The 18,552-nt window shown below is 56.4% G+C and carries 18 protein-coding genes and 2 tRNA genes; 9 read left to right on the forward strand and 11 right to left on the reverse strand.

Features of this window, described 5'->3' with window-relative positions:
- Positions 1-4 precede the first annotated feature (4 nt).
- Entirely contained in the window at positions 5-805 is an 801-nt protein-coding gene (locus QUE75_RS10745; protein ID WP_286249986.1) for an SDR family NAD(P)-dependent oxidoreductase, read from the reverse strand.
- 103 nt (positions 806-908) lie between these two features.
- Between QUE75_RS10745 and QUE75_RS10750 the strand changes: the two genes are divergently transcribed.
- On the forward strand, positions 909-2,273 hold the full coding sequence (locus QUE75_RS10750) for an NAD(P)/FAD-dependent oxidoreductase (protein WP_286249988.1): 1,365 nt from the start codon (positions 909-911) through the stop codon (positions 2,271-2,273).
- 28 nt (positions 2,274-2,301) lie between these two features.
- Here the strand turns inward: QUE75_RS10750 and QUE75_RS10755 are convergent, their stop codons facing one another.
- Positions 2,302-4,230, reverse strand: coding sequence for an alpha/beta fold hydrolase (locus tag QUE75_RS10755; RefSeq protein WP_286249990.1), 1,929 nt, complete (start codon positions 4,228-4,230; stop codon positions 2,302-2,304).
- A 206-nt stretch (positions 4,231-4,436) separates the two neighbouring features.
- Here QUE75_RS10755 and QUE75_RS10760 point away from each other — a divergent pair, with 206 nt between their 5' ends.
- A complete protein-coding gene (locus QUE75_RS10760) occupies positions 4,437-5,873 on the forward strand; it encodes an alkaline phosphatase PhoX (protein WP_286249992.1) in 1,437 nt (478 codons plus the stop codon).
- Positions 5,874-6,026: 153 nt separating this feature from the next.
- Here QUE75_RS10760 and QUE75_RS10765 read toward each other — a convergent pair.
- Positions 6,027-6,100: transfer RNA gene (locus QUE75_RS10765), tRNA-Cys, on the reverse strand.
- A gap of 54 nt (positions 6,101-6,154) precedes the next feature.
- Positions 6,155-6,230 (reverse strand) — tRNA-Gly (locus QUE75_RS10770).
- Positions 6,231-6,470: 240 nt separating this feature from the next.
- Between QUE75_RS10770 and QUE75_RS10775 the strand changes: the two genes are divergently transcribed.
- Entirely contained in the window at positions 6,471-7,175 is a 705-nt protein-coding gene (locus tag QUE75_RS10775; protein WP_286249994.1) for an START domain-containing protein, read from the forward strand.
- A gap of 6 nt (positions 7,176-7,181) precedes the next feature.
- Here the strand turns inward: QUE75_RS10775 and QUE75_RS10780 are convergent, their stop codons facing one another.
- Positions 7,182-7,913, reverse strand: a complete 732-nt coding sequence (locus QUE75_RS10780) for a murein L,D-transpeptidase catalytic domain family protein (protein WP_058091144.1) — start codon at positions 7,911-7,913, stop codon at positions 7,182-7,184.
- 281 nt (positions 7,914-8,194) lie between these two features.
- Between QUE75_RS10780 and QUE75_RS10785 the strand changes: the two genes are divergently transcribed.
- The 4 genes from QUE75_RS10785 to QUE75_RS10800 are packed head-to-tail and all read left to right on the forward strand — an operon-like array spanning position 8,195 to position 11,732.
- Positions 8,195-9,346, forward strand: coding sequence for an MlaE family ABC transporter permease (locus tag QUE75_RS10785; protein WP_396631655.1), 1,152 nt, complete (start codon positions 8,195-8,197; stop codon positions 9,344-9,346).
- 12 nt (positions 9,347-9,358) lie between these two features.
- Positions 9,359-10,174: an ABC transporter ATP-binding protein gene (locus QUE75_RS10790; RefSeq protein ID WP_171040050.1), complete on the forward strand. Its 816-nt coding sequence runs from the start codon at positions 9,359-9,361 to the stop codon at positions 10,172-10,174.
- Complete coding sequence (locus tag QUE75_RS10795; RefSeq protein ID WP_286249999.1) at positions 10,174-11,112, forward strand: MlaD family protein; 939 nt, start codon at positions 10,174-10,176, stop codon at positions 11,110-11,112. Before QUE75_RS10790 ends, QUE75_RS10795 begins: the two co-directional genes overlap by 1 nt.
- The gene (locus QUE75_RS10800; RefSeq protein WP_286250001.1) at positions 11,109-11,732 is read left to right on the forward strand and encodes an ABC-type transport auxiliary lipoprotein family protein; all 624 of its coding nucleotides are present in this window, start codon (positions 11,109-11,111) and stop codon (positions 11,730-11,732) included. Before QUE75_RS10795 ends, QUE75_RS10800 begins: the two co-directional genes overlap by 4 nt.
- On the opposite strand, the gene pgsA is transcribed toward QUE75_RS10800, so the two are convergent.
- The 5 genes from pgsA to QUE75_RS10825 all read right to left on the reverse strand — a co-directional run bounded on the left by pgsA (position 11,729) and on the right by QUE75_RS10825 (position 16,855).
- Positions 11,729-12,283 carry a CDP-diacylglycerol--glycerol-3-phosphate 3-phosphatidyltransferase gene (gene pgsA / locus QUE75_RS10805; RefSeq protein ID WP_230714248.1) on the reverse strand — a complete coding sequence of 185 codons (555 nt, stop codon included), beginning with the start codon at positions 12,281-12,283 and terminating at the stop codon, positions 11,729-11,731. The genes QUE75_RS10800 and pgsA overlap by 4 nt on opposite strands.
- Before the next feature lie 7 nt (positions 12,284-12,290).
- Complete coding sequence (gene uvrC, locus QUE75_RS10810) at positions 12,291-14,150, reverse strand: excinuclease ABC subunit UvrC (protein WP_138437503.1); 1,860 nt, start codon at positions 14,148-14,150, stop codon at positions 12,291-12,293.
- Complete coding sequence (gene uvrY / locus QUE75_RS10815; RefSeq protein WP_058091151.1) at positions 14,134-14,793, reverse strand: UvrY/SirA/GacA family response regulator transcription factor; 660 nt, start codon at positions 14,791-14,793, stop codon at positions 14,134-14,136. Before uvrY ends, uvrC begins: the two co-directional genes overlap by 17 nt.
- Positions 14,794-14,901: 108 nt before the next feature.
- Positions 14,902-15,162, reverse strand: a complete 261-nt coding sequence (locus tag QUE75_RS10820) for a hypothetical protein (protein ID WP_058091152.1) — start codon at positions 15,160-15,162, stop codon at positions 14,902-14,904.
- A gap of 73 nt (positions 15,163-15,235) precedes the next feature.
- Positions 15,236-16,855 carry a methyl-accepting chemotaxis protein gene (locus tag QUE75_RS10825; protein WP_230714244.1) on the reverse strand — a complete coding sequence of 540 codons (1,620 nt, stop codon included), beginning with the start codon at positions 16,853-16,855 and terminating at the stop codon, positions 15,236-15,238.
- A 157-nt stretch (positions 16,856-17,012) separates the two neighbouring features.
- Here QUE75_RS10825 and QUE75_RS10830 point away from each other — a divergent pair, with 157 nt between their 5' ends.
- Both QUE75_RS10830 and QUE75_RS10835 read left to right on the forward strand, forming a co-directional pair.
- Complete coding sequence (locus QUE75_RS10830; RefSeq protein ID WP_061332206.1) at positions 17,013-17,717, forward strand: AzlC family ABC transporter permease; 705 nt, start codon at positions 17,013-17,015, stop codon at positions 17,715-17,717.
- The gene (locus tag QUE75_RS10835) at positions 17,710-18,045 is read left to right on the forward strand and encodes a branched-chain amino acid transporter permease (RefSeq protein WP_286250016.1); all 336 of its coding nucleotides are present in this window, start codon (positions 17,710-17,712) and stop codon (positions 18,043-18,045) included. The genes QUE75_RS10830 and QUE75_RS10835 overlap by 8 nt, the downstream gene beginning before the upstream one ends.
- A 41-nt stretch (positions 18,046-18,086) precedes the next feature.
- On the opposite strand, the gene QUE75_RS10840 is transcribed toward QUE75_RS10835, so the two are convergent.
- Positions 18,087-18,491 (reverse strand): DUF1330 domain-containing protein, encoded by a 405-nt coding sequence (locus tag QUE75_RS10840; protein WP_058091156.1) that lies wholly within the window; start codon positions 18,489-18,491, stop codon positions 18,087-18,089.
- Positions 18,492-18,552 lie beyond the last annotated feature (61 nt).

Here is an 18,552-nt window from a genome sequence, read left to right on the forward strand (position 1 = left end):
ACCGTTATGGGCGAATCTTCTCCCCAAGCTTTTTATCCATCAGCCTGAACAACGGCTGGGTGTAACGTGTAACCGGACCAGGTAACGCTGCAAGCGCAATGCTGCCGGCAGTCCCCATCAGGCTACCAACCCTGGCTGGCCCTTCATCCACCGCTTTGACGATCCACCCCGCGGCCTTATCCGGAGTCATCATCGGCATGTGCTTGTAAATGCTGGTTTGCGACGACATGGGCGTGCGCACCATCGGGTAGTACACCACGGTAACGTCTATCCCCTGATCACCCATTTCCGCCAACAAAGAGCGTGAGAAAGACTCCAACGCAGTCTTGCTGGCCAGGTAAGCGGAGAACAAGGGAATCGGAACTTGGGAGGACAACGTGGAGATGTTCACCACCTGCCCCCGGCCCTGGGCCAACATCCTTGGAAGCAGCTTCAGCGTTAAGCCGACCGCAGCAACGTAGTTGATATTCATGGTGCGCTGGTAATCGTGCAGCCGGTCCAGAGCCTGAGAGATGGGGCGGCGAATGGAACGGGCGGCATTATTGACCAACACATCTACCCTATCGTGCTCGGCCAGTATCCGGTCTGCAACCGACTGCAAGCCGGCTTCATCCGTCAAGTCCGCCGGGTAGACCCAGGCTTTGCCGCCCTCGGCGATAATAGCCTGCTGCACTCTTTTCAATTCATCCTCCCGACGAGCCACAAGGCAAAGACGCGCCCCTTTTCGGGCCAATTGATAGGCTGCCTGTTCACCAATACCGCTGGACGAGCCCGTCAGAACAATGGTCTTGCCGCTCACACTCATGAATACACCCCGGTTTCTTGTCTTGTTTTTATAACGCCACCTTGATACACGTTGGCGCACTGCCGCGCCGAAAGGCTTCAAGTATAACAACGTGATAAACGCCATGGGCATAGACTACAGCAAACTTGGCTCACCAGAGACCCGATCGTTTTGGCTTAATCAATTTGGCCCCTACTCACCTAACCTGCCGCTAATTGAAGACCACCGGGCCGATATTGTGATTATTGGCGGTGGATTCACCGGCTTGTCCTGTGCAGCGCACCTGAAGGAACTGGACCCATCAGTCGAAGTTACCGTTCTGGAAGGCAGTGCCGTTGGTTTTGGGGCCTCAGGGCGCAACGGCGGGTTTTCAATGACCCTGTTCGGCTTTGAGCCCGAGATCACCTGCCTGCTTCACGGCAGGGAAAAGGCCCGGGCCGCCCACCACTACATGGAAGATGCCGTCGACTACGTGCGTGATTGTGTTACCCGATACGACTTCGACAGTGATTACGAACACAATGGCTTTCTACGGATTGCACTGACCAACAAACATCGTGAACGCCTGCAAAAACAGCAGGATCTGTACCATGAACTGGGGTTCTCAAGCTCCTTTGATTGGTGGGGCGAAGACCAGCTCTCGCAACGGCTTCACAGCCCGCTGGCTAAAGCCGGCCTGTTTGAGCAACGATGCGGCATCCTGAACCCGGCGAAGCATGTTCGGCACTGGAAATCCATTTGCAAGAAGCTGGGCGTCCATATCTATGAAAACACCCAATGCCAGGCCATCACCTATCCCCAGGGCGGGGTTAGCGTGCAGACGTCCGGCGGCACCGTTAGCGCCAGCAAGGTGGTACTGGCTACCAACGCATACAGCCATCTACTGCCGGAGATGGGAGCGTTTCGTCGTAATCAGACCCCCATCTGGACACATCAGATCGTCACCCAGCCCCTCACTCCAGAGCAGTGGCAAGCCATCGGCTGGGCCGGACGCTACGGTATAGAGACCAACCGGCACCTGGTTCACTACCTGAGGCCAACGGCAGACGGGCGCATTACCTTTGGCGGCGCCAACGTGGTGACCACCGCAGGCCAGAACATGAGCCTCGACCACCACAAACCAACATGGCGGACACTGGAAAAACACCTGAAAACCCTGTTCCCGCCACTGGCGGAGATTGACATCGATTATCAGTGGGGTGGCCCGGTGTCGGTCACACTCGACATGGTTCCCAACCTTGGATTCTACAAAGATGATCGCACGCTGTACCTGTGCGGATGCACTGGCCATGGTGTATCCCTGACGCAATACAGCGGGAAAACCCTGGCTGAGCTGGCCCTCGGCCTGGAAAGCAAGCGTACCGAGGCATGGTTTGTAAATCGAACACCAGTGCGCTGGCCTGTGCAGCCATTCAAGCAACTGGGTGTAGCGGCGGTAAAGGGGGCGCTGAAAGCCGAGGATTATTGGTGGGAGCGGAAGCTATGGTAAGCCCCCCCACTCCCACCGGCGCCAGCCCTTACCCCTCGTTGACAAGTGTTCCTTGCAGTACGGGTACCTGAACGGTCGCCTCAAAGTTAACGGCCTGCAATAGCAGGTCTCTCGACCCACTCAGCGGGTATTGAGGGTGGAATCCGTAGACCAACAGTGCCAGCTCGTCGCCCGGGTTCAGCGCTTCTGCGACTCCGACCAGTTCAACAACCTCTGCCTTTTTCAGGCCCCTGACCGGTTGGATCTGATCATCGATCAGCTGCCACCGGCTGCTGCCCTCACTGCGTTTACCTAACCCGACAAACAGAATCGCGTCGCAGCCCGGCTCATACTGACTAAGGCCAGCCGCGCATTCTGTTCGACCGAGTATATCGGACACAGTTACAAGAGCTGTGGGAATACCTCCGATTGTTACACCATCGGCGCCGGCTTTGCCCAGCAACAAAGCCTCAGGTGGCAAGGTCGGCGTCGCCGCCGCGGTGGCGCCGTTCGGAACAGGCATGTCGGCACTCACCATGCGCTCCACTACGGCATCACCGCTTAGTAACGTGCCCGGTGCGCCAGGTGCCGGGAAGGAATCGACCGGCACCTGAACTGCAGCCCCATCTTCCAGAGAAAGGCAGACGTTCTGATCAGTCCCGTCAAAATAGTCCGCCAGCGGCTTGCCCTGTAGATGGTGCTGGAGCCAATTTAGAGTGGCATCCGATATGGAGACATCGCCGCAGGCAAAAGCCCCGCCGGCAGACTGAAACCCCGGGATCTCCAATAAGCTTGCGGTTGGATCAACGTACTCAGCCGGCTGCAGCTCGTCTGGCGCTTCAACGGGGAGAATATGACCGGTCTGGTGTGTGAGCAATCTGACATCGCCTCCCCGGGCACGCAGACAATCGAAATTTCGCCAGGCTTCGTTGAAATTGAACAGCGTGTCTTTCATCCCCTGAGTAAGCAAAACATTAACGGGCCGGAACGGAGTTGGCGGCACGTCATAGGCTGGCGGAGCAATCTGAAAACTCAACAAATCCGGAGATTCGGGTACCGACAGTGGTTCACCGGTACAGCGATAAGCGGGGCTATGGTAGAAGAAGAAATCCAACCCGGATTCGGGAAAACGGTTCAAGAGGAGCCCCTGCGCGAGAATTTCACGGATAATCGGGTCCAGCCCGCCGTTTCCGTTACCGGTTGATCCGGCTTCACCGCCAGCTACAAGCACCAGATCCCAGCCGGTCTTGATCACGTTCCCGGGGTTGAGGCTCGACCGCAGGTCATACCAGGTGATATCGGGAACCAGCGCGTCCAGTCGCTGCTTCGGGTCTTGCCCGTGCAGCAATAACTGAAATCCACCACCGTAACTGCCACCTATAGCGCCGACTACCGGATTCGGGTTCAGCTCCGGTGGCAAGGACGGCTCGCGCCGATACTGAAGGTACTCGAGGTTATCCTCTGCCCAATCCAGTATCTGAATCAGATCGCGGCCTTCGAACTCCGGGTCCATAACTCTCACGGTACCCGTACTCTCGCCAAAGCCACGCTGATCAATGGATATCACGACAAAGCCCGACTCCCGGTAGTTGTCGAAACCGGAGGTGGAGCGTGATCCGCCAAAACCATGGCCATGCAAGACCAGAGGATGCCCCTGCCGACAGTCAATGCCTCCGATGGGCTCCAGCACCTGAAAGGAAATGGTTTCTCCGGAGCTCGACGTAATGGCAACCGGATAGCTGCGGCCACCTTGGGTGGGTGTGTTTGCAGAACACGAAATTGGCACAATCGCGGGAACATCACACGCCTGGGCGGCATTTTCACAACCGTTGTTTGCCGGCCTTTCCGTTACCTGTGGATTGGAAGCAGGCTGTTGTGCATCGCTGGAGCCGCTATCAAGGCAGCCTGAAAGACTCACCGTCATGGCAGCTGCGCAAGCAAAGCGCAGGCTATTAGTGCAACGGATGTAGTGGCGCATCAGGAATTCCTCTCTTGTTATTAGAATGCCATCCCTAACCCTTTGAGATCGGCATGAATTGTATTATGCGATGCATTCCAACAAAAGTTCAACTGATTCATCGATGCTTTCCGTCGTCACACCATCGTAACGAAATTGCCACAAAGGAGTATTAGGCTGCCTGTTAGTCGGTTTAATTATGGTTATACGATATGAAAGGAATTCACATGAATTATCAGAGACGACGGTTTCTGCAGATACTGCTGGTGGGTGGCTCAACCGTGGCAGTGAGCGCTTGTGTGGGAGGATCCGGCGGTGGCAACCCACTTAACAATCCGCCTGCACCGAATCTAAACCCGGTACCCGACCTGGGCGACACACCCGCGGACATCCTGGCCATGGAACTTCCGCTTTCTCCCGGGCCTCTCATGAGCATTGGCCCTCTCGAAAACAGTGGGGTTGACGGCATTCTGATTCCCCCAGAGTTTGAGATCCGTCGAGTTGCCGTCTCCGGGCTTACAAGCTCCACGGCAATCCCTCTGCCTTCACTGGGGCTGATCAATTACCCATGGCACATCTTTCCGGATGGCGGCGCGGTATTTGATCTTGATGACGGAGGATGGATTTACGTCAGCAACAGCGAAATCACTCCGGCGGGCGGCGTCGGCGTACTGAGATTCAATCGTGATGGCGAGATCACAGACAGCTACCCCATCCTTCGAAACACCCGCCAAAACTGTGCTGGTGGCCCCACGCCCTGGCAAACCTGGCTATCTTGTGAAGAAGTTCCCGACGGCAGGGTTTACGAATGCGATCCTTTGGGCACACCGGATACCGCAAGAGAACTCCCGGCGCTGGGCATTTTTAACCACGAAGCGGTTGCAGTCGATCTCACAACGAAAACACTCTACCTTACAGAAGACTCGGGAAGCGGCCGGTTGTACCGGTTCAGGTCCGGCGGTATGGCCGCATCCATCAATGGAAAGCCGGGGCTGGATATGGATAACGGAATCCTGGAGGTCCTGGAAATTGAGGGCTTCGAAGCCGGCGCATATCAACAAGACCTGGCCGAAGCCCGAACGGTGAGGCGGGTTCGCTGGGTACCCGTTCAGTCCCCGGACCGACCTCAGAGCCAGGTCCGTTCGGAAATCGAGATTGCTACTGGCGCCGGGGCCCCAGGCACTGTTTTCAAAGGCGGTGAAGGGATCTGGCTTCAGGAACTGCCGGAAGGCCAGCGACCGCTGGTGAGCGGCGCGAACAACCCGCTACGTGCGGTGGTCTATTTTGCCTGCAAAGGTGACAACCGAGTGTACGCCCTGGACATCGACAACGACTTGATAGAGGTTGTATTCGACAACGAACAACTGATCGCCCCCAACACCCCATTCGATGATGTTGATAACATCACCATATCACCCATGGGTGATGTCATTGTCGCCGAAGACGGCGACGCTATGCGACTGATGGTAATGAACCCCAATGGTCCGTCAAAAATCCTGTTGCAGATACCCGGTGGCGGCAGTGAACTGACTGGCCCGGCGTTTACCGGTAATGGCCGGTTCCTCTATTTCAGTTCTCAAAGAGGGAATGCCGCAGGTCCCGGGATTCCAGGGCTAGGCATCACTTATGAGCTGACAATACCAGAACGTTTTCGAGCTGGTTGATTTCTAGGCAGCCAGATAATCGCCACAGGCAATTCCCGGGGTGTGCGGGTAAATCTCACACGCCCTGATTCTGCGCATTGCTTTTTGGGGACGAGATCGAAAGGCCAACAGTCTCTGGAAAGGCTGCTGTGGGTTAGTGAGGTAAAAATAAAATGGAGGCGCGGGTCGGAATCGAACCGGCGTACACGGAGTTGCAGTCCGCTGCATAACCACTCTGCCACCGCGCCGGGTAAGCCTAGATTCTGGCTTATGCTCTCAGGAGGCGTGAGAGACTTGGAAATTGGAGCGGGAAACGAGATTCGAACTCGCGACCCCAACCTTGGCAAGGTTGTGCTCTACCAACTGAGCTATTCCCGCTCTTCGTCTAGAGGCTTTGCCTCGTCAACGGCTGCGTATTCTACGGATTCCGCCGGGGGCGTCAACACCTTTTTTTCAAGTTTTTGTTTTTACGGCAATTGTGAACAAACTTTAGCCAACACCACCGCTTTTTGTCATTTCCGGCCAACCCATCAGAACCGTTATCTGCGCAATGGTTTATCGCCCCCACATCTTTCAGAATCCATGACACCCAATCACATTATCAGGCAGACCAATACCATGCGCGTTCCCGCAACCGTCATCGCTACCCTCTTTACCCTGTCAACCATGGTGGCCAGCCACGCATCTGGCGAAGGATGGACGCCCAAGCAGCAAGGCAAGGAACGGTCTGACATCAACACCTATGTCAGGACCGTTTCGGATACACCAATCAAACAATTCCGCGGTGTGGTTGAAATCCAGCACTCTATGGTGGCTGCGCTATCGGTGATTGATGACATCTCCCTGTGCCAACAGTGGATCTACAACTGCCAGGAAGCCAACTACCACGTTACAGATGACGGTGAGCGGCTACTGTGGATGAAATTTGATGGCGTTTGGCCAGCCTCAGACCGGGATGTGGTGATGAAGTCCGTATTCCTTCAGGACGAACCGGGTGGCGCTGTCACGGTGCAATCCACGGGCCGCCCGGATGATGCCCCGCAGCAATCCGGTTACGTGCGCATCCCCATGCTGGATAACAGCTTTTTGGTAGAACCGCTTGAGGATGGCTGGATACGGGTAACATTCACCACCCATATGGATCCGGGAGGTCTGGTGCCCGCCTGGGTGGCCAATATTGTGGCTACCGATGCACCAATTCGAACACTGGAAGGGTTAAAACGGATGATGGAAACATCAGCCTATCGTGACTATTCAACGAGCGCGCCGCCGAAAGAATTGGTCGAGAAGCACAACCTGCGCTTCCCGACCGGCGATTCCTGAGCTACCTCAGCTATTGCCACCACGGGCCGCGCGATTGCCTGCCACCTGGGTAGCACTGTCGCAGTTAAGGAAGCTGGAGGTCTGCAGCCAGTTCTGGTCCGGGTAGTATTTGAAGACCAACTGGCCACCTTTGAGGTTGTCCACCACGGTTTGCACCACTTTCTGGTCTACCGCCGGGCAGCCATGACTGCGGCCGATGCGCCCGTATTGATCCACCCAGTTGCTGTTTACATAGTCTGCACCATGAATCACGATGGCCCGCTGCCTTGCGAGATCGTTAATGCCTGGCTCCAGGCCGTCCAGTCGCAAGGAGTATCCGTGCATACCACGATAGGATTCACTGGCCTTGAACAACCCGATGCTAGACTGATAACTGCCCTCAATGTTCGAGAAGGCGGTTGCCTCTTCGTTGCCTGAGTTTCTACCGTGAGCAACCAGGTCCCGAAGCAGTAAATCGCCCTGCTCCAGATCAAAAATCCACATCCGTTCCTGGCTCGAATGCAGTGAGAAATCAATCACTGCAAGCCGTTCTGGCATGGCAACGCCGTTGGCGATGGCGCAGTGTGTGGCTTTGAAGGCTGCCTCAAGCACTTCCGGGTTCAGCTTGGGTGCAACACTGGCGAGACGGGCAAGCAACTGGTCATCCAATGACTGGGCCTGGGCCGGTATGGAAATGGCTAAAGAAACCGCCAGGCCGGAAAACAATGAAAAAACGCGTCGATTGTGATGCTTGGGCATGCACGTTACCTCAGGATTCAGGAAGATAAGCTACCTGCTTGAAAAGATGCCTTATTCTAACAGAGAATTTTGAGACGCCGTTCATTCCGTACAATTTTTAACCGTTCTCATACAAATCGTGGACGCTTGATCCTCCCTTCCCGCCGCATAACAAGACCGAAACGTGACCGGTCCGATCACCGGCAAGGTTACGGAAAACCAAAGATACTGGCAGACCCGTTCCGGAATCTTTAAGCTTGAGACTATCTTTTCTGCATACCGGACAAGGATTAACGGCACCTGTGGCGACTGATTCCGGCTATTCAACGACAGCACACCGCGACACCCCCGGTAACCTTGACTGCAACGGTGACACCCTGACTCTATCCGGCAGTTGGACCCTCTCCCATTATTCAGCACTCAACCGGCGGGTAACCGAGGTTCAGGCCAGCGGTGCCACGATCAACAACATTCAGTTCGACGAGCTAAGCCGGGTAGATACGGCAGGGGCGGCGCTTATCGCCCGATTAACAGGCCCGGAACAGGCACTGAGGTTTCTGCAGAATGCCAACCTGCCAGATGAACAGCGGGAACTTCTGATCACCGTTGCCGAGGCGATGGCAGGCGCACCCTGGCAGCCCGCCCGGAAAAACGCTCTGCTGGATTTTCTGGCCGACGTCGGAGAGAAAGTGACCGCCATTGCCCGCCTGCTCTGGATGCTTGCAGGCTTTATCGGGCAAACCCTCGCCACCCTGTTTTATATCCTGCCCCGGCCAAAGCGGTGGCGCATCACGCCGTTTGTGGCTGCAGTGCATGACACCGGGCTGAATGCACTGCCCATTGTTGCACTGCTGACCTTTCTGGTGGGCGCCGTTGTCGCCTTTCTGGGAGCTACAGTGCTGGAAGATTTTGGCGCAACGATTTACACCGTGAATCTTGTGGCTTTTTCGTTCCTGCGGGAGTTTGGCGTTCTGCTGGCAGCCATTTTGCTCGCCGGGCGCACCGCCAGCTCGTTCACCGCTCACATCGGCGCGATGAAGGTCAATGAAGAGCTCGACGCCATTCGTACCCTGGGTTTGAATCCGGTGGAACTGCTTGTAGTCCCGCGAGTTCTGGCCATGATGGTCAGCCTGCCAGTGCTCACCTTCATTGGCATGATCTCCGGAATGGTGGGCGGTGCCGCCGTCTGCGCACTGGTGCTGGATATTCCACCAAGTCAGTTTATAGCCATCGTGGAGCGGGATATTGCCCTGAAGCACTTTCTGGTAGGTATTGGAAAGGCCCCTGTATTTGCCTTCCTGATTGCAGTTATTGGTTGTCTCGAAGGCTTCAAGGTGGCGGGCAGTGCCCAGTCGGTGGGCGAACACACCACCTCCAGCGTTGTTCAGTCGATCTTTATGGTGATCCTGCTGGACTCCATAGCGGCGTTGTTTTTCATGGAAATGGGCTGGTAAGTCATGCCGGAGATGAAACCACAGAAAGGCCACAGCCCTTCAACACCGGTGATCCAGGTGCGGGGGCTGTGTAACCGTTTCGGTGATCACGTGGTCCATGAGGACCTGGAGCTGGACCTCTTTCCCGGGGAGATCCTTGGGGTTGTCGGCGGTTCCGGCACGGGCAAATCGGTTTTGCTGCGCAGCATCGTGGGCCTCAACACACCTTCAGACGGCCACATTCAGCTTTTTGATGTCGATCTCACAGAACTTTCTGGCACAGAGCGGTCTCTGTATGAGCAGCGGTTCGGCGTGCTTTTCCAGGGAGGCGCTCTGTTTACCTCGCTGAATCTGGTGCAGAACGTTTCGCTGCCACTGGTCGAGCACGCGGGCCTTACCCGCATGGAAGCCGAGGAGCTTGCCCGGATGAAGCTGGCCCTGACCGGGCTGCCAGCAGATGCCGCCCTGAAATACCCGGCCGAGCTTTCCGGTGGTATGGTGAAACGAGCCGCTCTGGCCCGCGCCCTGGCGCTGGACCCGGAGGTGCTGTTTCTGGACGAACCCACAGCGGGGCTGGACCCGATCGGCGCGGCAGCGTTCGACGAACTGATCGTGACCCTGAGGAACGCCCTTGGGCTGACAGTATTTCTTGTTACCCACGATCTGGATACGCTGTACACAACCTGTGACCGGGTAGCCGTATTGTCCCGTAAAAAAGTGCTGGTGGCAGACACACTTGAAAACGTCGCCAAGACCGACGACGAATGGATACAGGAATACTTTCATGGCCCCAGGGGGCGGGCCGCGATTGATGCACATAACCGGCTGACCAGACAGGAGCCCGTTTAATGGAGCCAAAGGCCCATCACGTTATTATCGGACTGTTCACGCTGGCTGCAGTAACAGCTGCCCTTCTGTTTGCACTATGGCTGGGCAAATCGACTGCAGACCGCGAGTGGGCTTACTACCAGATAGGCTTTGATCACCCGGTGGGCGGGCTGTCTAAAGGCAATCCGGTGTTATACAGCGGCGTTCCGGTTGGCGATGTTCTCGAGCTGTCCCTGGCACCAGACAATCCCGCCCATGTTCGGGTGCTGGTGCGTGTGGATCGCGACATCCCGGTACGGGAGAACACCCGGGCGGAGCTGGTTCTTGCCAATATTACCGGCAGCATGAGTGTCCAGTTCACCGGCGGTACAACCGACAGCCCGGTACTTCAGGGTAACCGTGACAACCCACCGCTCATCAACGCACAGCCATCGGCGTTTTCCAACCTGCTGAACAACGGCGAGGCCATGATCTCCAGTGCAGAACAACTGTTAACCAGCATGAACCGCTTGCTCGCGTCGGAGAATCTGGAGAATGTATCGGCCATTCTGGACAACACACGCCTTGCAACGGAATCATTACTCGCCAATCGGGAAGAGTTGCTTGCCCTGATGGCTCAGTTCGACACGGCCGCCATCCGCGCCGAGGAAGCCGCGATCAAGGTTTCTGATACATCGGACCGGGCGCGCCAAACCCTGGAGCAGGAAATCGCGCCGGTGCTGGAATCCATGACCCTGGCCCTGTCTACCTTGCAGCCTACCCTGAGCCGGTTGGACCGACTGACCGAAGACAATGAACAGGTGTTGGATGCAGGGATTCAAGGCCTGGGTGACATAACACCGGTACTCCGCGAAATGCGCAACACTCTTCGCAACCTGAATTCCTTTACCCGCAGACTCGACGCAGACCCAATAGGCACCCTTCGTGGCGGCCCCAACCTCCAGGAATTTGAGCAATGACAATCGGCCTCCGCCGGCTGGCGGTTTATATCTCCGCAGCCACGCTAACGACTGCCTGCACCGTGTTCCCAACACCAGAACCACCACGGGCTCTGGATCTCGCCCCTTACGCCTCAGAGCCCATGCAGGAAGCCCCCCGGCCGGTTTCACTAAGAATTGATACCCCACTGGCTTCAGACCCGCTGGACAGCGCAAGGGTCTTACTTAAACCTTCGCTTTATGAGTTTCAGGCGTTACCGGCGGTTCGCTGGCGTGACAGCATTCCGGTGGTGGTCAGAGACTATCTGGTGCAGAGTTTTCGATACAACGGCGGGTTTGACAATGTGGTCACTGACACCAGCCCGGCGTTTGCCAGCCATACCCTGATTTCCGAACTATCGGCCTTTCATGCCGAGAACAGGCACAGCGAGGGTATTACGGTCGTGGTGGAGTTACACACAGAAGTCATGGGCAATCGCACCCGGCGCAGCCTATGCAGCAAAAGCCAACGGGTGGAGCAGCGCGCCGAGAGCGCCTCAGTGGATGCCTTGATGGAGGCTTTCAGCGAGAGTTCCCGAGCGTTGGCCGAAGCCACGAATCGTTGGGCTTATGCCTGTCTGGCCGAAGCCAGACAACACTAGTTATCGTTATCCGGGAACAGGTCGGGCCAGGCCGCCTGCAGGTACAGCACCATTGACCAGAGCGTCAGAACCGCCGCCAGATACAACAGCCCGATCGAAACATACGCCAGCAACTGCCCCGGCGGAAACGCCAGCAGGCCAACAATGGCGACCATTTGGGCGGTGGTTTTAATCTTGCCGATATAAGAAACCGCGACACTGGCCCGGCTACCCATTTCCGCCATCCATTCCCGCAACGCTGAGATAACAATCTCCCGCCCGATAATAATGGTAGCGGGAATGGTCATCAGCACCGCAGCATGTTCTTCAATCAATACCGCCAATGCCACCGCCACCATCAGTTTGTCTGCTACCGGGTCCAGAAACGCGCCAAATGGCGTGCTCTGGTCAAGCTTTCGGGCCAGGTAACCATCCAACCAGTCGGTGATTCCCGCCAGCGCGAAGATAACGGCACTGGCCATGTAGCTCCATTGCATGGGCAGATAGAAAACAACCACAAACACCGGAATCATCACGATCCGGGACATGGTCAGTACGTTGGGTAAATTCATGGACTTCCTATTCATCATGCAATGCCGCGTAAATGGATTCAGCCAGTGATTTGCTGATGCCTTGCACTTTGGTCATTTCATCCACACTGGCTTTGCGAATTTCCTGTATGCCGCCAAAGTAACGTATAAGTTCCCTGCGGCGCTTGGGCCCAACCCCTTCGATACCCTCAAGGGTGGATTGCCGGCGTTTTTTGTCCCGGCGAGCGCGATGTCCGGTAATGGCAAAACGGTGGGATTCATCACGAATATGCTGAATCAGGTGCAACGCCGGCGAGTCCGCGGGCACCCGGAAAACATCGCCGGTCATGGCATCAATCAGTTGCTCCATTCCCGCCCGGCGGGTCACACCTTTGGCGACGCCAATCAGCGGAATGTCAGAGATCCCAAGTTCTTCAAACACTTCCCGGGCAATGTTCAACTGCCCTTTACCACCGTCGATAAACACCAGGCTCGGGCGTTTGCCCTCGCCGCTAACCAGCCGGCGATACCGGCGTGTCAGTACCTGCCGCATTGCGGCATAGTCGTCGCCAGCGGTCACGCCTTCAATGTTGTATAGCCGGTAATCGCTCTTCAGCGGCCCATTCTCGTCGAAAACCACACAAGATGCGACGGTATTTTCCCCGTGGCTGTGGCTGACATCGAAACACTCCATTCGCGCCGGGGTCTCTGCCAGTTCCAGCAGGTCCCTCAGGGCGAGCAATCGCCGGTACACGGTTTCTTTGCTGGCCAGGTGGGTCAGCAGAGTCTGGCGGGCATTCGTCATGGCCAGTTCCAGCCAGCGGCGGCGCTCACCACGTACATTGCCACGGATACGGGTTTCCCGATTGGCGGCCTCACTCAGGGCTTCCGCCAGCAGCGCCTCACCTTCAACCGCCACGGGCACCAGAATATCTCTTGGAATCTCCCGGCGGGTATCGCCGCCAAAATAGTATTGGCCCAGAAACGCCGCCAGCAACTCACCTTCGGACTGCTCCAGTGAAAAGCGGGGAAAATAGTCCTTGGTACCCAGAACCCGGCCACCGCGCACGATGATCACCACCACACACACCACACCGGCATCCTGGGCAATCGCAATAACATCGGCATCACCACCCTCACCGTCGACCGACTGCTGCTCCTGTACATGGCGCAGATGGTTGATCTGATCCCGGTAAGCGGCAGCTTTCTCGAATTCCAGGTTCTTCGATGCCGCTTCCATGGCATTCATCAGGTCATGGATGATGGCCGGGTTCTTACCCTCCAGAAACATGGTGGCGTGGCGAATATCCTGCTGGTAGTCCTCGGGGCTGATGTACTCCACGCAAGGTGCGGTACAGCGGTTGATCTGGTATTGCAGGCAGGGACGATTCCTGTTCCTGAAATAGCTTTCACTACAGGATCTTATACGAAAAACCTTCTGTAGAACATTAAGACTTTCCTTGACCGCCCCAGAGCTAGGGAACGGGCCAAACCAGGTGCCACCACCCTTCTTGGTACGCCCCCGCCGGAACGTCAGCGACGGGTAGTCACTGTGGGACGACAGATAGATATAGGGGTAGGACTTATCATCCCGAAGCAGGATGTTGTAGGGCGGCCTCAGGGATTTGATCAGGTTTTGTTCAAGCAACAGTGCTTCGGTTTCGCTGCCGGTAATAGTGACTTCGATGGAGGCAATCTTGCCCACCAGGGCCTCGGTTTTCGGGGCCAGGCCGGTTTTGCGGAAATAACTGCTGACGCGTTTCTTGAGGTTGCGGGCTTTGCCCACGTAGAGCACGCCGCCGGTGTCATCGTACATACGATAAACGCCGGGGCGCTCGGTCAGTTGCTTCAGGAAGTCTTTGCTGTCAAACATCCCGACGGTATCTTCGGGTTCAGACCTTGTCGGCATCCAGCAATCCAAGCCGTACCGCCATCAGTGCCAACTCGACATCGCTGGAGATCTCGAGCTTCTCGAAAATACGATAGCGGTAACTGTTGACGGTTTTCGGGCTCAGGCAGAGCTTGTCGGAAATGTCCTGCACTTTCTGGCAATCCACCACCATCATGGCGATCTGCATCTCCCGCTCAGACAACCGCTCGAACCGGGACAGCTCCCCGTCTTCCTCACGGTCACCACCCAGCGTTTTGAGTGCCATTTTCTGGGCGATCTCCGGGCTGATGTACCGCTGGCCGGAGTGGGCCTTGCGAATAGCTCGCACCATCTCCTGAATATCAGCACCCTTGGTGATATAAGCGGTGGCACCACTCTGCATGACACGGGCGGGGTATGGGTCGTCGGCACAGGCCGTTACAACAATCACCCGAATGGAATCATCAATACGCAATATTCGCCGGGTTGCTTCGAGGCCACCAATGCCAGGCATCCGAATGTCCATCAGGACAATATCCGGGCGGTCCTTGCGCACAAACTCAATCGCATCCTCACCGGATGAGGCCTGGCCAATCGCTTCAATATCGGGATTGTCAGCCAACATGCGGGTTATACCGGAGCGCACCAGCTCGTGATCATCAACAACCAGTACCCTGATCAAATGTCACCTCGCCATCAGGTATGAAAAAAACAGACTGATTGTAACGTTTAGAAAAGCCTACGGGTAGGCACCGCAGGCAAAAGCCTGCAGACAAACCAATAAAAGCTTTCAGACTTCGGCGGAAGGGCTGCCAAGGCCAGCCGTGTTCTCGACCGGATCAAACCAGACCACCAGATCGCCCCGGCGCACGGCAGACAGCACCCGCTCCCGCTCTGCCAGTGGATTCTCGGTGTCGTTCAACCCGTGGTAACGCGTGCAGTACTCCTCAGCCAGCCCTTGCAGCTGGTCTTCGGTCAGCAACCCGGCGTCCACCACAAATTTCTCTTCCCGGGGGTCCGCTTCCGGCTGCTGCGCTGCTTCGTCACTCATAAAACCTCCAATCAGTCGCTGTATGTTACGGTTTTATGGCGACGATCAGAACCCCCGTTGTTGGAGACACATGCTATTGATCCGCATACCGGGTTCGAAAGCCGGAGGCCAGCTGCCGCATAGATACAGACTCCTGCCTGAGCGACTCACTCACCCGACGCGCATTGTCCACGTTCTCCGTCAGGGTGTCAGCGCTGGCAGACAATGAGACAGCCCGGCGGCCTACCCTGCCGATTTCCTCGTGCTGAAGGCCAATGGAACTGCGGATATGATCGCTGTGCTGCTCCAGCTCATCGAACTGGTTTTTCAGTCGCTCCAGGTGAGTTTTAAGCGCCAAGAGGTTGCTCTGGTTCAACTCCCCCGCTTCTCGCATTTCCGCCAGAAGCCCATCGACACTACCAACGCCTGTTACAAGGTCCTGCACCCACTGGCGGATGTTGCTGGTGGACTCCGCCGTCCTTCGGGACAGTGTGCGCACCTCGTCTGCCACCACTGCAAATCCCCGACCATGCTCACCGGCCCGGGCAGCTTCTATGGCGGCGTTCAGCGCCAGCAAATTGGTTTGTTCCGCAATATCGGCAATCACACCGATTACCTGTTCGATCTTGCCCGTCGAGTCATTGAGGGCGTGAATGGACTCGGAAACCCGCGCTATCACCTCAACCGTATGCTCTGCCGCCTGCTCGCTGTTCCGCAAACCGCCCTGCACTTCCACATTGGCAACCACGGCCTGCCGGACAGTGACTGCCGACAGCTCTGTGGCTTGCTCAATCTGCGATGCCTGATCAGCAATTGAAGTCATCGACGCACTGACATCACTGATTTGTTGTCCCGTTTCCTCTGAGGCACGCTGCAAGGCTTCAGCCCCCTCATCAAGCGCCGCAGAACGCTCATCCAGGCCGGCCGCTGCACGACGGATATCGCCAATGAAACCCTCAAATCGTCGCACGAGGCTTTCCAGCGCACCGGCAACGCCCGCCACTTCGTCGCGGCCGCCCACCTCCGGCGTTCGTGACAAGTCAGACTCGGCCTCCATTGCCATCAATTCCCGCTCCATGTATTGCAGCCGCAAAATGACCGAATGTCTGAGCCACAGGGTCATGGCCACGACCACCACAAGGAACGCCAGGGAGCCCCCAAGAAGAACAACTCTCTGCCCCGAGAGGAACGCCAGCAAATCGTCCGCGCCAGCTGCCACATCGTCCCGACTGGCAGCCTGTTGCTGGTTTATGGCCTCCAGCATTGGCTCCAGCGCAGGAAACAGCTGAAAATCGACCACCTGGCCTACCCGGTAGTAACTTTTCTCTTCAATACCCTTGTCCATGTCGCCCATCAGAGCCAACACCCGATCAAACTCGCCTTGATGATCGACAGCCCAGTTGCGCAAACGCTCAGCCCCTTGCACGCGCTTCCAATGGCCACGCAAAGCGGTGTCCAGATAGTCAAACTCCGTCTCGATCTCATCCCATAACAGTAACTGCGCCTTTATCTTGAAAGCCAGGTCCTGAAGCCGGCGATGATCCTGCTCAAGATCCATCAGCACCCAGGTGTCCTGAAGATTGTTGCGCATGAGATTCTCGGAGGCATCCTCGGCCTTGAGAATAATCATCCAGGAAAGAACCGCCAGGCCTGTGACGGCAATAAGAGAAAGGACAGCAAAGAAAAGGATGCGGGCTCGAACGGTGGACAGCATGACAACTCCAGACGGGAAGGTACCCGTGGAGGGTATGCCTGTTTTATGACACTTTTATTTCGGATTTCGCGTCAAATACTTGATTGCGCCTTTTTGCGCACTTCAAAACCCTGTTTCAATTCACTATCATCGCCGCTTTCATAACGTTTGGATGCTAATGAACCAGAACGCCTTCCGACTGACACTGCCGATCCTGTTTGGTTATCTGCCATTGGGCATGGCCTTCGGCGTGCTGTTCGCCACGCAGCTGGACTATGCCTGGTGGGTTGCGCCCCTGATGGGTCTGGTTATTTATGCAGGGTCTGGCCAGATACTCGCTGTTAGCCTGCTGGCCGCAAGTGCCGGACTGCTGGAAGTGGCTGTGGCCATGTTCGTGCTTAACGCCAGGCACCTGTTTTATGGGCTTTCTCTTTTGGGGCAGTTCCGCGGTGCCGGTTGGCGCAAGGGCTATCTGATATTCGGTCTCACCGATGAAACCTACTCGCTGCTTACCAGCAGGCCGAGGACACCTGATCGCCAACACGAGCAAGCTATTGATTTCAGAATTACGCTGTTCAACCAGCTTTACTGGATAACGGGCTGCGCCATTGGTGCCCTGCTTGGTGAGCTGGTCGCTTTCGACAGCACCGGTATTGAGTTTGCACTGGTAGCGCTGTTCATCGTTCTGACCATTGAGCAATACAAGGCCTTGGGCAACACTTTTCCGCTCTGGGCGGGCGCACTGGCGGCGGGCCTGGCCATGTTGCTGGTACCGCCAGCCCATCAGTTGATTGCAGCGATTACCCTGGTCACAACCACCCTGCTGCTCCACTACTGGAAGCTACACAAGCGCACAAACGGCGGTGAGGTAAGCCATGGCTGAGCAGTATTATCTGGCGGCCTTCATTGCGGTGTCTGCCGGTGCAACCTTTGCAACCCGTGTGGTGCCGTTCCTGTTTTTCGAGCGCCACACCGAGCACCCCCTGATAAAGCATATCGGCCGCTTTCTACCGGCAGCTGTCATGGCATTGCTTGCGGTGATTTTTCTTCAGAGGTCGGCAAACTGGGGCGCCAGCGCGCCAGGGTTGGACGCCTTAGTTCCAGGGTTGCTGGTGGTCATCATTCACTTGTGGCGGCGTAACGCGCTTCTCTCCATAGCCGCGGGTACTGCCGCATACATGACCATTCAGCAAGCAGGCTGGCTTACGTAGTGTCCCGTCTGGCTAGTTCCTTAACCAGACGGGATACCAGATCAGGGCGTACCTTCAACATTGGCAACCAGCCTGGAATCTTCCAGCGCCGCCGTGCGGTGCTTGACCACACCTTTATATTCCGGGCTCTCAATCATGGCCAGAAAGGCATTGATCGACGGGTAGCGCACCAGCAAGACCTGATCCCAGGACTCATCGGGCGGAGCAATCAGCGAACCTACAGAGCGGCCCGACCAGATCACTTCAGCACCAACGGTGCGAACACATTCCGCAGCTTCTTCCATATATCGCTTGTAGGCATCACGGCCTGAACAATCGTGAGCGTCATCCTGGTAAGCAGCCCGGTCGCGAAACCGTAAAAGATTCAGCATCACAACGGGCTGATCTTTGGGGGTTTCCTGCAAAACTTTGCGGAGCTCTTCCTGAGATGGATTGATGGTCGCCATGTTTGTCCCTGTTCATGAATGCTTAAACGTTACTGTATATCAAACCTGTGTAACCAACAGT

The sequence above is a fragment of the Marinobacter shengliensis genome (genome assembly GCF_030297115.1).
GTDB lineage: Bacteria > Pseudomonadota > Gammaproteobacteria > Pseudomonadales > Oleiphilaceae > Marinobacter > Marinobacter shengliensis.